This is a genomic window from Acinetobacter sp. ANC 4178 (genome assembly GCF_004331175.1).
Taxonomy (GTDB): domain Bacteria; phylum Pseudomonadota; class Gammaproteobacteria; order Pseudomonadales; family Moraxellaceae; genus Acinetobacter.
Genome location: NZ_SJOD01000001.1, coordinates 260144 through 275352 on the forward strand (window position 1 = coordinate 260144; position 15209 = coordinate 275352).

The 15209-nt window shown below is 39.5% G+C and carries 10 protein-coding genes and 1 pseudogene; all 11 read right to left on the reverse strand.

Features of this window, described 5'->3' with window-relative positions:
* Positions 1-138 precede the first annotated feature (138 nt).
* Complete coding sequence (locus tag E0H87_RS01195; protein WP_131321640.1) at positions 139-1242, reverse strand: 3-keto-5-aminohexanoate cleavage protein; 1104 nt, start codon at positions 1240-1242, stop codon at positions 139-141.
* A 60-nt stretch (positions 1243-1302) separates the two neighbouring features.
* On the reverse strand, positions 1303-2151 hold the full coding sequence (locus E0H87_RS01200; RefSeq protein ID WP_131321642.1) for a TauD/TfdA dioxygenase family protein: 849 nt from the start codon (positions 2149-2151) through the stop codon (positions 1303-1305).
* Positions 2152-2175: 24 nt separating this feature from the next.
* On the reverse strand, positions 2176-3162 hold the full coding sequence (locus E0H87_RS01205; protein WP_131321644.1) for a quinone oxidoreductase family protein: 987 nt from the start codon (positions 3160-3162) through the stop codon (positions 2176-2178).
* Positions 3163-3533: 371 nt separating this feature from the next.
* Complete coding sequence (locus tag E0H87_RS01210; RefSeq protein ID WP_131321646.1) at positions 3534-4850, reverse strand: NAD(P)/FAD-dependent oxidoreductase; 1317 nt, start codon at positions 4848-4850, stop codon at positions 3534-3536.
* Positions 4851-5519: 669 nt separating this feature from the next.
* A complete protein-coding gene (locus E0H87_RS01215; RefSeq protein ID WP_131321648.1) occupies positions 5520-7727 on the reverse strand; it encodes an OsmC domain/YcaO domain-containing protein in 2208 nt (735 codons plus the stop codon).
* A 437-nt stretch (positions 7728-8164) separates the two neighbouring features.
* A complete protein-coding gene (locus E0H87_RS01220) occupies positions 8165-8620 on the reverse strand; it encodes a copper resistance protein NlpE N-terminal domain-containing protein (RefSeq protein WP_131321650.1) in 456 nt (151 codons plus the stop codon).
* Entirely contained in the window at positions 8621-10801 is a 2181-nt protein-coding gene (locus E0H87_RS01225; protein ID WP_131321652.1) for a TonB-dependent receptor, read from the reverse strand.
* 78 nt (positions 10802-10879) lie between these two features.
* The gene (locus E0H87_RS01230; protein WP_413773103.1) at positions 10880-11281 is read right to left on the reverse strand and encodes a DUF2946 domain-containing protein; all 402 of its coding nucleotides are present in this window, start codon (positions 11279-11281) and stop codon (positions 10880-10882) included.
* Positions 11282-11628: 347 nt separating this feature from the next.
* Entirely contained in the window at positions 11629-13026 is a 1398-nt protein-coding gene (locus E0H87_RS01235; RefSeq protein ID WP_131321654.1) for a glutamine synthetase family protein, read from the reverse strand.
* Positions 13027-13359: 333 nt separating this feature from the next.
* Positions 13360-14160, reverse strand: a pseudogene (gene murI / locus E0H87_RS01240) (glutamate racemase).
* A 117-nt stretch (positions 14161-14277) separates the two neighbouring features.
* The gene (gene hutG / locus E0H87_RS01245; protein WP_131321656.1) at positions 14278-15201 is read right to left on the reverse strand and encodes a formimidoylglutamase; all 924 of its coding nucleotides are present in this window, start codon (positions 15199-15201) and stop codon (positions 14278-14280) included.
* Between the last annotated feature and the right edge of the window lie 8 nt (positions 15202-15209).

The following is a 15209-nucleotide window of genomic DNA, read 5'->3' on the forward strand; positions in this document are numbered from 1 at the left end:
GTGTTTCTTATACGTTCTAATTCTCATTCTTCATAAAAATTGCGCTTAATCCGCAGCACAATCATCTTTGTGACTCAGTCCGAGTCAACATTCCATTTGACTCGGCTTATGTTTATTTACTTTTTTAATCGTGACTACTTAACCGACTTTACGATTCATTGCATATGACTCTGGGTCAGATATCACTTCATGAATACGTTGCGGAACACCTTTTTGCCCCACTTTACGGTTCGGTGCCATACCATTGGCCAGTAAAGTTTCTTCAATACTGTTGTACTGCACACCAATACGGTAAATCTCACGCGCTTCTTTGCCAGTCGCCACTTCACGACCCAATTCATGGGCAATACGCACAGTTTGTTCAATTTGCTGTACTGAACCAAAACGCTCACCGCGGTGATCAATAATCGTATCTTCATTACCGACACGAGCATGTAAACCCATGGCCATAGACATGGTGTTGAACGGCAAAACATTTTTCAGTAATGATTCTGAAGTTAAGGTGCAGCCGTCTGGAACACGGTGAATAAAGTTGAAGAAGTTAAATGGATTCGGGCCATCAAAACCACCACCAATGCCAATCCACGTCAGGTTCAGCGGCCCCATGTATAAGCCTTTACGCACCATACGCTCTAAGGTTTCTAAGCCGTGCATACCAGTTAACTGAAAGTGTGGCTGGATGCCATTTTGAGTGAGACGCTTTAAGTGTTCATTCAACCATGCAGGTCCCGCAGGTACGGTCATTTCTGCATAGGCTTCTTGAATCGCAGGATGCTCAAGTGACGTACCTTTTAAATACTCTGGGTACAACAGTTCCATAATATTCATTTGTGTGGTGTTGACTGCAACCGTCACCTGATCAGGTTTTGGGGTCAGTTCTGCCAACATATGACGGGTATCATCACTGAGCCAAAGCGCAGCTTCACCTTCACTTTCAGGTGCAAAGGAAATTGAACCACCCACTTGAATAATCATGTCAGGCACCGCTTCACGCACCCCTGCAATCAGTTCATTGAACTTAGACAAACGCTTTGAGCCTTTGCCATCCAGTTCACGTACATGCAAATGCAGCACGGTTGCACCCGCCTCATAGCATTCCACTGCTTTTTGAATTTGCTCGTCCATCGTGACAGGAATATCTTCTGGAAAATCTTCTGGCATCCACTCTGGGCCATAAGGCGCAACCGTAATCACCACTTTATCCATGTTTTCTGGGTGCAAAGAATCGTCAAAGAATTGCATGTGCATCTCCCTTTATAGTGTTCAAATTGTGAATTTAGTTAAATGTTTTAGTTTTCAAACTTAGTAAGTCTGGTCGCCAATAATGCCCGCACGTTCCATTTTGCGATGGCAAGCTGGGTAATCCATCACGGCATAATGCTGTGTGCTGCGGTTATCCCAAATGGCAATACTGTTTGGCTTCCAACGCCAGCGAACTTGGTATTCTGGAATTGAGGCTTGTGAAATGAGGTAGCGGAGTAAATCTGCGGCGCCTGGATTGGCATCTTGCCCAAAACGAACGCGCTCTTTGGTGTGGTAGTTGGTAAAATGAGTGGTAAATGCATTCACATACAGGATTTTTTCGCCTGTTTCTGGGTGAGTACGTACCACGGGATGTTCGGCATCAGGGAACTGCACTTTCAATGCTAAACGCTTTTCAATTGGCATTGCTGCACCAAAACTGGCTTCGATACTATGCCGTGCACGTAAACCATCAATTTTAGCTTTAATCTCTTCAGGTAAGTTTTCATAAGCCAAAACCATATTGGTCCACATGGTGTCGCCACCGACTTGTGGCGCTTCGACACAACGCAATACGCAACCCATTGGCGGAATTTCACGCCAACTGGCATCGCTATGCCACGCATTTTCATAACGATCAATTGGACTATCTGGGCTTTTATAAATTTGCACCAAACCTGGATGATCGGGATGACTCCCTACCGCAGGATGGTCTTCCAACTGCCCAAAACGTTCTGCAAATGCCACGTGTTCCGCACGAGTTAAATTTTGATCTCGTAAAAACAAGACGCGATGCTTAAGAAGATGTGAGCGAATTTCAGTAAATAAATCTTGATCGTGTATCGCATCTGCCAAATTTATGCCGCTGAGCTCTGCGCCAATATTGCAGCTTAATTGTTCAATTTGCATAAGAAATCCTTTCTAATAACAAACTTAAATAACGAAAATAGATGAACCCGTTGTTTTACGTGCCTCTAAATCACGATGTGCTTGCACGGCATCTTTAAGTTCATAACGTTGATTAATTTCAATTTTGATTCGACCACTTGCGACATGGTCAAACAGCTCATTGGCCAAAGCTTGCTTTTCAGCAGGATCCGCAATGTAATCGGCCAACGCTGGGCGGGTGATATAAAGCGAGCCTTTCATGGCAAGCAGCACTGGATTGAAATCTGGAATCGGCCCTGATGCCGTACCCACGCATACCATTAAACCGCGACGCTTTAATGAATCTAATGACGACATAAAGGTGTCTTTGCCCACACTGTCAAAGACCACATTGACACCGACGCCATGCGTTAATTCGCGCACACGCTCCGCTACATTTTCATGGCTATAGTTAATGACATGGTCACAACCATAGGCTTTTGCAATTGCTGCTTTTTTGTCAGATGAAGTGGTACCAATCACGGTTAAACCCAGCAACTTCGCCCACTGTGAAACGATTAAGCCCACACCACCTGCCGCGGCATGTAATAAAATCGTGTCACCTTTTTTAAAATCATAAATACGACGCATGAGATAGGCAGACGTCAAACCACGCATGGTCATGGCGGCTGCAGTTTCACATGAGATGCCTTCAGGAAGTTTGATCAGGACATTTGCATCAATTAATCGTGATGTGCTGTAAGCACCCAAAGTATTTAAAAAGCCGGTATAAGTGACACGGTCGCCCACTTGAAAGTCGGTAACACCCTCACCTACGGCCTCAATCACACCAGAAGCCTCCACACCCATGCCATTTGGCAGTGGAATTTGGTAGGTACCGTCACGGAAATAAGTGTCAGCATAATTTAGCCCTACTGCCACATGACGTAGAAGAACTTGCCCTGCGGCTGGCTTTCCTACTTCTATATCTTCGTAGCGCATTACTTCAGGAACACCCGATCCATAGAATCGTATTGCTTTATTCGACGTCATTTTTCTATCCATGCTATATTTTTATTTAGTGACTAATCACACATCAAAACTACAACACTCAATAGAGCGACACTTTACATAAGACGACATTCACTTAGCATTTTACGACACGGTTTGAGTGAGGGCCTCACTAGATGGCTATTCAGTCGAGATCAACGTTTGAGATTATGATGTAAACCTTGAGGCAATAAAGCATTAAAATTATTTAACTCAACCACGACCAATATTTATTCATTGGGAGTAAATTTGTGTAATAAAATAGCTCAAATTTAACTTGATCATTAACTCAATAAACGAGTTAGGACCAAATCAAATTTGAGCTGGCTATTAATACAGATTGATATAAATAGGCTTAATTTTGCTATGAAATATCAATGCATTTTTAATTGTGGTCTAGAAGACTTCGATAACACATCCTTTAACATCAGAATGCTGGTTTTAAAAAAACCATGCAATGCGATTTGATGAAATCGATACAGTGACATATACATTAAACGAGCAACAAAGCCTTCAATATTGACATTACCCATGACATGCCCAACGCTGTTACGGTCACTTAAAGACACTAAAGAGCCTTTATCCTTAAAGACAAATTCTGGAAGCGGTTGACCTGCGATATACGCTGCTAAGGCTTTTTCTAAAAAAATTGCCTGTTGATTGGCCACTTGTGCACGTGGTGCTAAAGGGCGTTCCATGCCTTGTGGTGTATAACTCGCGCAATCTCCCATTGCAAAAATCGAATCATCTCGTGTGGTTTGCAAGGTCGATTTAACAATAAGCTGGTTAATCCGATTGGTTTCTAATTCAGCAATATTATTAAGAAAATCTGGGGCTTTTATGCCAGCGGACCAGACCTTTAAGTCAGCAGGTAATTGAGTTCCATCATCAAAATAAATGTGCGTTTCATCAATTTTTTGTACTCGACTCTTGGTTCTTACATGAATTCCCATGTCGATTAATTCGGCTTCAGCCAAACTTGATATTTTCGTGTTCAGTGCAGGTAATACGCGATCTGCCGCCTCAATTAAAGTAATACACACATTATCGGGTTGAATACTATCTAAACCATATTTACAAAATTGATGTGCTGCAAAATGCAATTCCGCCGCTAATTCAACCCCTGTCGCACCCGCACCAATGATGGCAATATTCAGCACATTGTGCTGCTCATTTTCGATGAGTGTATTGGCTTGTGCTTGGAGATATAAATTTAAAAACTCTTTCTGTAAATAATCCGCTTGTGCACGAGAATCCAAACATACACAATGCTCTTTAGCACCTTCAGTATTAAAATCATTTGAAGTAGATCCTACTGAAACAACCAAAATATCGTAGGGAATAGAGCGACATGGCGCAAGTTGCTCTCCTTGATGAGAACTTAATTCTGCAAGTTGAATCTTTTTTTCCGCACGATCAATATTCATCATTCTCCCCAAAAAGAACTCAAAATGATTTTTACTGGCATGTGCAAAGTAATTCAATTCATCATCATGTGAATTTAACGTTCCAGAGGCAACTTCGTGTAAAAGTGGTTTCCAAATATGCGTTAAGGTTGCATCTACCAAAATAATTTCAGCTTTATTTTTTTTGCCTAAACGATTCCCTAAGCGCGTCGCAAGTTCGAGTCCACCTGCTCCACCACCCACAATCACGATGCGTGTTTTAGGATTCTTGTTTTCCAGTTGCATTGCTGTTTCTCCAATTGTTTGATGGCTATGAAACGCCCGATTCATAATCATCAAATAATTTTCTGGCGCTCCATCGCGCTTTAGGTTGTATCAAAATGTATCGCAAAATCATAAAATAGAAACAATTGATAGTGAACATTTATTTAAAAAATAGTAGTGAAAATTTAGTCATTTTACCGTGCTCATTCAACTTGGAATAATTTTGAATAAAAATTTAGTTAAGTTATTTTTTTGATATTTTTCAAAATCTTAATCAAACAAAAACCACCAAATTTATATAAATAGAATTAAATTATACGATTTTGACTTCTATTTTTTTAATATACAATTCAACTTTCAATTGTTCTATTTTTAAACAAAAATAAGTTTTTACGAGAAGATAAGCAAAAAACACTCAAGTCAGGGTTTATCCCATCAGCTGGAATCACTGCACAAATAGTTTAGAAAGTAGTGGGTTTCAAACTGGAAGTAGACGAAAAAAAGACGTAACTTTAGACAAATATTTTTATTTTCTACATTTAAAATGTCAGTCATTAATACACAAATCTTGGTGCTTCAATAAGACAGTTTTTAGTCATGATCTCAAGAAAAAGTCATACCCCTTTTCCAAGAAGTATGACTAAAATTATGAGGTTCACTGCGATCAAATTAAATCAATTGAATCGACAATTACGCTTTAGCAATTTTTGAATATTTGGCACGTGCAGCATGTAGTTTTTGATAACTATCAAGTAAACGTTGATGACGATCTAACCCTTCAAGTTTCATACTAGTTGGCGTTAAGCCATAGAATCGAACACTACCATCCACTGAACCTACGGCTGCATCCATGTGTTCATCTCCAAACATGCGACGGAAATTGACTTCATAATCTTCAAGTTCCATTTCATCATCAAGTTCAACTTCCAACACGACATTTAAACATTGATAGAACAAACCACGCTCAACCGTATTGGTGTTGTATTGCAAGAAGGTTTCAACCAGATCTTTCGCTTCTTCAAATTGCTGTAAAGCCAAATAAATCATCAGTTTGAGTTCTAGAATCGTGAGCTGACCCCAAACCGTGTTGTCATCAAACTCGATTCCGATTAAGGTTTTAATGTCGGTATAGTCATCCAATTCACTTTCTTCTAGACGTTCAACCAAGGCTTCCAGTTGTTCATCATCTAGGCGATGTAAATTCAGTGTGTCTTCGCGGAACCATAGTGCCTTATTGGTATTGTCCCAAATTAAGTCTTCAACCAAATACACTTCTGAATAATCAGGCACTAAAATACGACACGCTGTAGCACCTAAATGCTCATAAACAGCCATGTAGACTTCTTTGCCCATATCTTTCAGAATATCAAACAAGATTTTGGCTTCATCGATATTTTTTGCATGTCCTTCAGCACTAAAGTCCCAGTCTACAAAGTCATACTCAGATTTTGCACTAAAGAAACGCCAAGACACCAAGCCACTCGAATCAATAAAGTGTTCTACAAAGTTGTTCGGTTCTGTGACTGCCTGTGAACTAAAGGTTGGACGTGGTAAATCATTTAAACCTTCAAAACTACGGCCTTGCATTAACTCGGTTAAGCTACGTTCAATCGCCACTTGCATATTTGGATGAGCACCAAACGATGCAAATACGCCACCAGTACGCGGATTCATTAAGGTGACACACATCACTGGGTACTTTCCACCCAATGATGCATCTTTCACCAGAATTGGGAAACCTTGCTCTTCTAAGCTTTTAATTCCTTCAATAATACTTGGATATTGCGCCAGTACATCGGCAGGTACATCTGGAAGTGCAATTTCCCCTTCAATGATTTCACGCTTCACCGCACGTTCAAAAATCTCGGATAAACATTGGACTTGTGCTTCGGCAAGGGTATTTCCCGCACTCATACCATTACTTAAATATAAGTTTTCAATTAAATTGGTTGGGAAATACACCACTTCGCCATCAGACTGACGCAAGTAAGGTAATGAACAAATACCACGCTCGATATTGCCTGAGTTGGTGTCATATAAATGCGTGCCCAAAAGTTCATTTTCAGGGTCATAAATCGCTTTGCAATACTCATCCAGAATCTCTGGCGGTAATTCACCATTTGGCCCAGGTTGGAACCATTTCTCATCTGGATAATGTACAAATTCTGCATTGGCAATGTCTTCACCCCAGAATTGATCGTTATAGAACAAATTACAGTTCAAACGTTCAATAAACTCGCCCAAAGCTGAAGCTAAAGCACTTTCTTTGGTCGCACCTTTACCATTAGAGAAACACATTGGCGAATGCGCATCGCGAATATGCAACGACCAAACATTTGGCACAATATTGCGCCAAGATGCTATTTCAATTTTCATGCCTAAGTTAGCCAATAACGCTGACATGTTGGCAATGGTTTCTTCTAAAGGTAAGTCCTTGCCAGTAATATGCGTCAAGTGTTCAGACGCCAGATTCGGCATTAAGAGTGCTTGTGCATCTGCATCAATACTTTCAACTTCTTCAATGACAAAATCAGGTCCCGTTTGAATGACTTTCTTTACGGTACAGCGGTCAATCGAACGTAAAATTCCTTGGCGGTCTTTTTCTGAAATATCGGCTGGTAGCTCAACTTGGATTTTAAAAATTTGTTTATAGCGGTCTTCTGGATCAACAATATTATTTTGTGATAAGCGAATGTTGTCGGTTGGAATGTTACGTGCAAGGCAATAGACCTTAACAAAGTAAGCGGCACACATCGCTGAAGAAGCTAAGAAATAGTCGAATGGTCCTGGGGCTGAACCATCGCCTTTGTAGCGAATAGGTTGGTCAGCAATTACAGTAAAGTCATCAAATTTAGCTTCGAGTCGAAGGTTATCGAGATAATTGACTTTAATTTCCATGTTGGCACCTAATGATGCTTATATGCCTACACCAGACAGATAAGCGTCGAAAATATTGAATTAAAAGCAGAATGCAATGAAGAAATTGGTTTGCAAAAAGAATCAGCCAAAGGCTTGGCGCTGATTAAAAAACGGCTTAACGAATGCGCGTAGATTTTACAGATTTCTGGCTCAAAGTGGAAATGCTATCTTGAGATTTATGCAATTTTTCCCATAAGCCCGTACATTTTAAATATGCCCTATATTCAATTGCTCAGTTTTTCAAAACAAAACTCATCTAAACAATATGTATATCATTCACTGTGCAGATGAATCCTGTATTGATGAAACATTGTGATATTCCCCTGAATTCTCAGGGAAACATCAGAAGTCTATCCTTGGGTCAATTCAACCCGTGCAAGCTTGGCATCACAATTTTGATGACAATATGCTAAATGCTAACTCAGTTTCTCTAATTGAAAATCTTCAAATGCATCAAATGGCCGACCCGAATTTGGGTCAATAACTTCCACATAATTTTGCCCCCATACTATGAGGTTACGTTCTTTCACACCATGAAGTTCAATCTGGAGCTTTCCATTATCATTAAACGCAAACTTCCCATTAAAAGTTTCAGACTTCTTGTTGCCACTATTGGCTGTCCGCACCAATTCAAAGCTTTGATCCTGATTCAATTTTAAATCAATAGTTGATCCTTCACAGCCATCACAGAACGTGGGGCAAGTCACACATGGCGTAATCCCACGGTATTGCCCCACCCACAGTTGCACTTGAGGATCTACAGCTTTTATCGATTTTTCAGTTTCACGGGTTGAATGTTCAGCTTGTTTTGACTGGCTACAGCCCAAACATAAACTGGCAAAAACGAATGAACAGAGTAATGTTTTTTTCATTTAGAATGTCCAGTTCAGGGTAGCGGTTGCCTTAAGCGGTTCACCAGGTTGAACCCAATTATTGGTATAGCTTGCAACGTAATAATCTTGATCGAAGAGATTATCGATATTAAGTTGCACGCGTAAATCAGGACGAAGTTGTGCATACGCCCCTACATTTACAACAATAAAATCAGGTAAGCTCGTACCGTTATCAATATAGTTTGCACTGCGCTTACCATAATAATTCACATGACCAATCAAACCTGCCTCATATCCCGCCAGGTTGAATTGGTAATTCGCACTTAAGTTCGCAGTATGTTTAGGAATATTCTTTAATCTTGCCCCTTTTGCCTCAACTTCACTCTCAACGATAGATGCATCCGTAAACGTATAATTTGCGTTGAGACGTAGCTGATCGGTCAATTGGTGTTGTAATTCAAATTCAACCCCGTGGCTTTGCACGCGTCCACTATCAACATAACTATCACTAATCCCTTCAGTTAAAAGATGCTGTTTATCGAGATCAAAATAAGTCAGTCCCAACCAGCTTTTGGCTTGGAATTGATATTTTGCACCGACTTCCCAACTTTCAGTTTTCTCAGGATCATACAAGTCATTGTTTTTATTTAATCCTGTATTTAGTTCAAAAGCTTTGCCCCAATTCGTATAGAAAGATAGTTTCTCAGTGGGTTGATAATTGATTCCTGCACGTGGACTAAAAGGTGTAAATGCCTGTTCAGAAGATTTTCCACTACGATGGTCATCAATTTGCTGTTCTAAACGATTTGCACGTCCCCCAATCAAAACGTTCCACTGATCATTCAGGAAAATCTGATCTTGCAGATTAAAGCCCAACATCTCCTGCGTTTCTTTGGTGTTTTTGGTGGTTCGTGTTAAAGGCAAAATATTCTGACCATAGACAGGATGATCAAGATTAATCTGACTCGATGCTCCCGCGGCACTACGGCGTTGTAACTGATCAATCGTATAGTGACCCGCTTCTATATTAGTGACCAGCTCATGTCGAATTGACCCTGTATTAAAATTACCCCGCAAAATCGACTGAAAGTTTGTCGTCTCGGTTTCAAATTGACGTGAACGACGGAAACGGTTTGCGGTCTGTCCATCTGCGGTGATAGAAGAAATTTCAGTCGACGTCCCCGCTCGCTCACCATGACTATAGGTGATTGCCGTGGTGTTGTTCCAATCCTCATTAAATGCATGATTCACACGCAGTTGAACCATTTGATCTTGAATTTCAATATCACCGTCGCTGGGTTCGCCTAAAAATGTTTTTTTGTTCAGCTTCAATTGCCCATAAACCATGGGAATACCTCGGTCAAATACCCCTTTCGATTGAGCAAACTCGGTATCCAAATTCAACTGGGTTTGCGCTGAAAGCTTCCAAGCCAGTTGCGGCGCAATATAATAATGTTGATTATCTACTTGATCTCGAAAGCTCTGATTATTTTCATAAGCCAAACCCAGTCGATAAGCCACATCCTGATTCATTGCACCTGTGGTATCCAATGCAGCACGATATTCTTCAAGGGTACTGCCACTTAAACTTAGGCTATTTATAGATTCCCATTCGGGCTGTTTGGTGGTGATATTCATAATCCCGCCAATTGCTCCTTGCCCATACATCGCTGCCATAGGGCCTTTCAGGAAATCAATCGCGTGGATATTCACCATGTCACGTGGTGTATGAATACCACTCACTGAACTTAAACCATTTCGCATATAGATGGTGCCCATATTAGGGTCTGTGCTAAATCCTCGAAAAGAATAATTATCCCAAAAACCACCACCATAACTGTCTTGATAAACCACACCATTGACCAATGACAAGGCATCACTGATCCGCTGAACATGATGATTTTGAATGTCCTCATTGGAAACATGGGACTTCGTAAATGGAACTTCTAATAAGTCATGATTAAACTGGGTAATCGCCTGAGATGAGGTATGTCGTTCATCCTGCTTTTCAGCAGTCAAAGTAATGGTCGACAACTGGGTTGCTTTTGTATTTTCTTTAATCTCTGCTGCATGACTGCTTTGAGCATTTAAGCCTGATATTGCACCCAGTATTACACTACATAAAACTTTAAAAATTCGAGAGTTAATCAGTGTTTGAACATGTGGCGAAACCATACCGCCATTTCCCTTAAGGAACGGATTTAACTTGAATTGAGACATTTCAATTCCTTTAATGCGTAAAATTCTATGAGAACTTTTCTTGCTTTAAAAAGTTCTCTAACTAAAGTTGTTAGAAATTCAGGCAAATAAAGGTGGGGCTCGCCCTTGAGGAGTGAGAAATAGCCGCTGTAAAACAAAAAAGACATGCTTAAACGCTTTTTGGAATGCAAGCATACGAACTTGCATACGCGTAAAGACTTCTTGGATGCCAAGATTTAAATGAGCAACTAAATGTCCATACACCGTACAGAAAATACAGTGATGATCTAAATGATGTTGGTGCTGAGATGGCGAATGCTGCATGTTTTGCATATCATGCATAGATTCAGCATGTGCATGATGGCTAGTCTGTTGAGTTTCTTTCGTCTGAGCAACTAATTCAGCAATAGTGATACAGACCTGAGCAATTTGGAGTTTCTCAGGTAATAAGGGCTGCAAAAAAACTGCAACCTGTATCCACATCGCTATTAAAGCGAGCACTAAAGATGCTCTCAACCGAATCCAGTCTAAAATGATGAACGCGGAAAACTAACATAGATGTAACACTTGAATCAATTACCCTGCATAAAATTCTAAATACTGTTAAAAACTATTCATTGCTTAACAATGTCTAATGTTGAATCAAAGTTCTATCCAGTTCATTTTGGAATTCCTTGTTCTTTTATCACCCTATCAATCGTTTTTTATACTTAGAGGATGCACAATATTTAGACATTCATAATTCCGCATCAACATTTTGAAAATTATGTTTTAAGAAGAGTTGAGAAACATGCGAGTCAATTCTCTATCAGACGATTCAACTTTATTCATGTGGCTATAAGGCAGCTTTAAATATTCCACATTTGTTCTATGGAAGTAATTTGACTATACACATGCTGATGTTCTGCATGTTTGACAGCACACCAAAGCTCCATAAAACGCTTACCCAAATAGCTCTGTAAAATATGGTTTTCTTTAAACAGTGCTAAAGCATCCAACTGATTTGTCGCTAAAAAGACACGTTCAGTAGGATCACTCATTTGGTTCGTTGCTGTAGGAACCACTAAAGGATGGGTCAAGCCATGTAATGTTCCAATCAAAATCACGGCTGTGGTCAAATATGGATTACAGTCTGCACCTGCCACACGATATTCTAATCGGCTATTTTCAGCATCTGAACATGGAATCCGAATTGCGACATTGCGGTTATTCAGCCCCCAATTTGCTTCTAAAGGCACATGGTTGCCTTTCTGGAAGCGTCGAAAAGAATTGATATTGGGTGCAAGTATCGCCATGCTTGGCGGTAAAAGTAGAATCAGCCCGCTAATCACTTTTAATAATTCAGCCGATACCGATTCATTTGGCTGCATACGAAACACATTCCGTTTGGCTCGATCTAAAAGACTCATATGAAAGTGCATACCACTCCCTGCTTTATAAAGATCAGGTTTTGCTAAAAAGCTGGTACTTAATCCATGTTTTAAAGCTACTTGTTTGATCGTGCGCTTTAAAAGCATAATTTGGTCGCATAATTTAAGAATATCGTCCATATGCTGAATATTAATTTCATATTGCCCAGCGGATGATTCAGCCACAATGCCCGTAATGTTTATGCCCTGCAAAGCAGCAATATATTCAACTTCATCTAGAACTTGTTGATAGCTATTTGGCGCCTGAACATCAAAACATTGACTAGATACCATAGTCCCTGCATTTACATTCAGATCGGACAGGTAAAACTCTAATTCCGCAGCCATACATGGATATAAATGCTGCTTTTCGAGTTGTGCCAATATGTTCTTTAAAATATTTCGTGGTTCATATTCGCAATCAGCGTTCCCTTCTTTCATACTTAATAATAATTGAGCATTCAATTCAGGCTCTAACGGACAAGGCTGTAAACTTCCTAATACTGGTTTGCAAAAATAATCTGGCTCTCCAATATGTTTTCCCAATCCTGTTTCTTCTATCACCTCCCCATCTAGGCTCATCGCATAAATTGAGAGCGGAAAATAACATCCTTTACTCAGTTTTCTAAGACTACTTACATCAATTCGTTTACCGCGCACATGCCCGTTAATATCATATAAGCAAATATCAATATGTTTGGTATTGGGATATCGAGTGAAATAGTTCTCTACTTCATCTAAAAATAATAGTTCATCTAAATCCAAAGTAGAGGTATCAAGGGGGATGTTTATTCTCGAACTGTGTTGTTTATCTTGTATCGTGAGTAAGCTACTCATCATCTATAACCTTATTTAATTTGAATGGACTCAAGATAAATGAGGCATGCCATGAAGTAACGTAAATGTTGCGTAAATTTTTTAAATAACCATATAAAACAAAATATTAAAATTTATTTAACCTTTATTTTATTTGTTTAAAGATACTCATTTTAGGCTTATGACTGCATAAAATTAAATAAAAAGCTCGAAATGATTTCGGGCTTTTTTAAAATCAAACTAAATTTATTGACTGCTTTAGCCAATTACATCAGTCAAAAATTTACGAAATCAAAAAATCTATATCCCTTATGAGCAGGCTCATTTTTATGGGCTTAGAGGTTTTTCTTAACTTTAAAAACCTGTAGTTTCTACGGGTAAATGCCTACCTAACAAAGAAAAAGTAACATCAGCGACTTCCAACGGGTCTGAACTGGTCCAGATAATATGATTCCCCTCATTAGTACGTTAAGAACTTAAATGATATTGATTGAGCTGCCGAATTAGTTGTGCTGTAACAGCTTCTGAAGGCTCAATAATTTGAATATCACGACCGACAATATCCTGAATAGTATCTGAGACAAATGGATAGTGTGTGCAACCTAAAATAATCGTATCGACTTTTTGCTTGACTAGTGGCGCCAAAATATTTTTTAAATAATCTTTAACTTCCGCTGTATGTGCTTTCCCTGTTTCGATTTTTTCGGCCAAACCAATACACGGCACTAAAGACACTTTAATATCTTGCGCATACGTTTCAATTAAACTTTTTAAGTTTTTTCCCTTCACCGTCGTTGCAGTTGCCAAGACAGCAATATGCTTGCTTTGTGTCATTGCTACTGCGGGTTTTACCGCTGGTTCTATTGCAATAAGCGGCACATTCATTTGCGCTCTGATTGTTTCAATCGCTACAGCCGTCATGGTATTACAAGCGACAACAATCGCTTTGCACTTCCCGTCATTTATAAGATTTGAGATTAAATGAGTAGTTCTTGAAACAATCCAGTCGCTATCTTTGTCGCCATAAGGAACATATTTTGAGTCTGCAAAGTAAATAATATCTTCATTCGGAAGGGCCTGCCGAATGTGTTTAAATAGAGACAGCCCGCCTAAACCAGAATCAATCATTCCAATCGGGTTATTCTTCTGATTCATTATTTTTCCAATTTAAAATTCTAAAAGAAACTCTATTTTTCATTATTATATTATATTTTTTATAGCCTTTTAAATCAGGCCTTAACTGAAGACCTGACTTAAAAATATATCTTTAACTTATTGATTAAACAAATATTGATAAACAATATACGCAGCCAACTTCGCTGTTTTATGATCAATATCAAATTTGGGGTTACATTCAGCCACATCAAATACTCGAATTTTACCCGTGTTTTTAATCATTTGAATTAATGGATCAAATACAGCTAAATCAATTCCTTTGACTGCTGGTGCACTCACCCCTGGGGCAATACTTGAAGCAAAAACATCGATATCAATAGTGACATACAGATAATCGACTTGATCGATAAATCTTTGAACTTTTTGCACAAGACTGTCAAGCTGAGCGACCTGTACCTCACGATCATAAATATATTCACAATTTAATTGCTCGGCGGTTTCAAATAAAACCTGAGTATTTGAATGTTTGGCTACACCAATACATAAATAGTGAAATGGCTTGTTATGCTCAATTGAAGTTTTTGCAGCTTGTAAAAATGGCGTTCCAGAAGAGGCTCGTTCGGCTTCTCTTAAATCAAAATGCGCGTCAAAGTTAATAATGCCAATATTCTTCTCTGGCTCATGTGTTTGCAAATACTGAAACAACCCACTAAAGCTGCCATAAGCAACCTCATGCCCACCGCCCAAAACAATCGGTTTTTCACCTTGCGCGAGTGACTCAGCGACTTGGTCTGCAAGCATTTGTTGTGCCTGTTCTAATAACCCATTTTCGCAAATCACATCACCACGATCGGCAATGCTCATCGGCTGATGCACAGGTAAATTGGCGAGTTGCTTACGAATCGCATTCGGGGCTTCAGCAGCACCTATTCTACCTTTATTGCGCCGCACGCCTTCATCCGAACAAAAACCAATCAATACATACTCTGGACTCACTGACTGATTCATAATGTGGAAAATACGTTGATGATGAATTTCATCACCATCATGTCGACCCGTCCATTGGAATATATTGCTCATTTACTTAT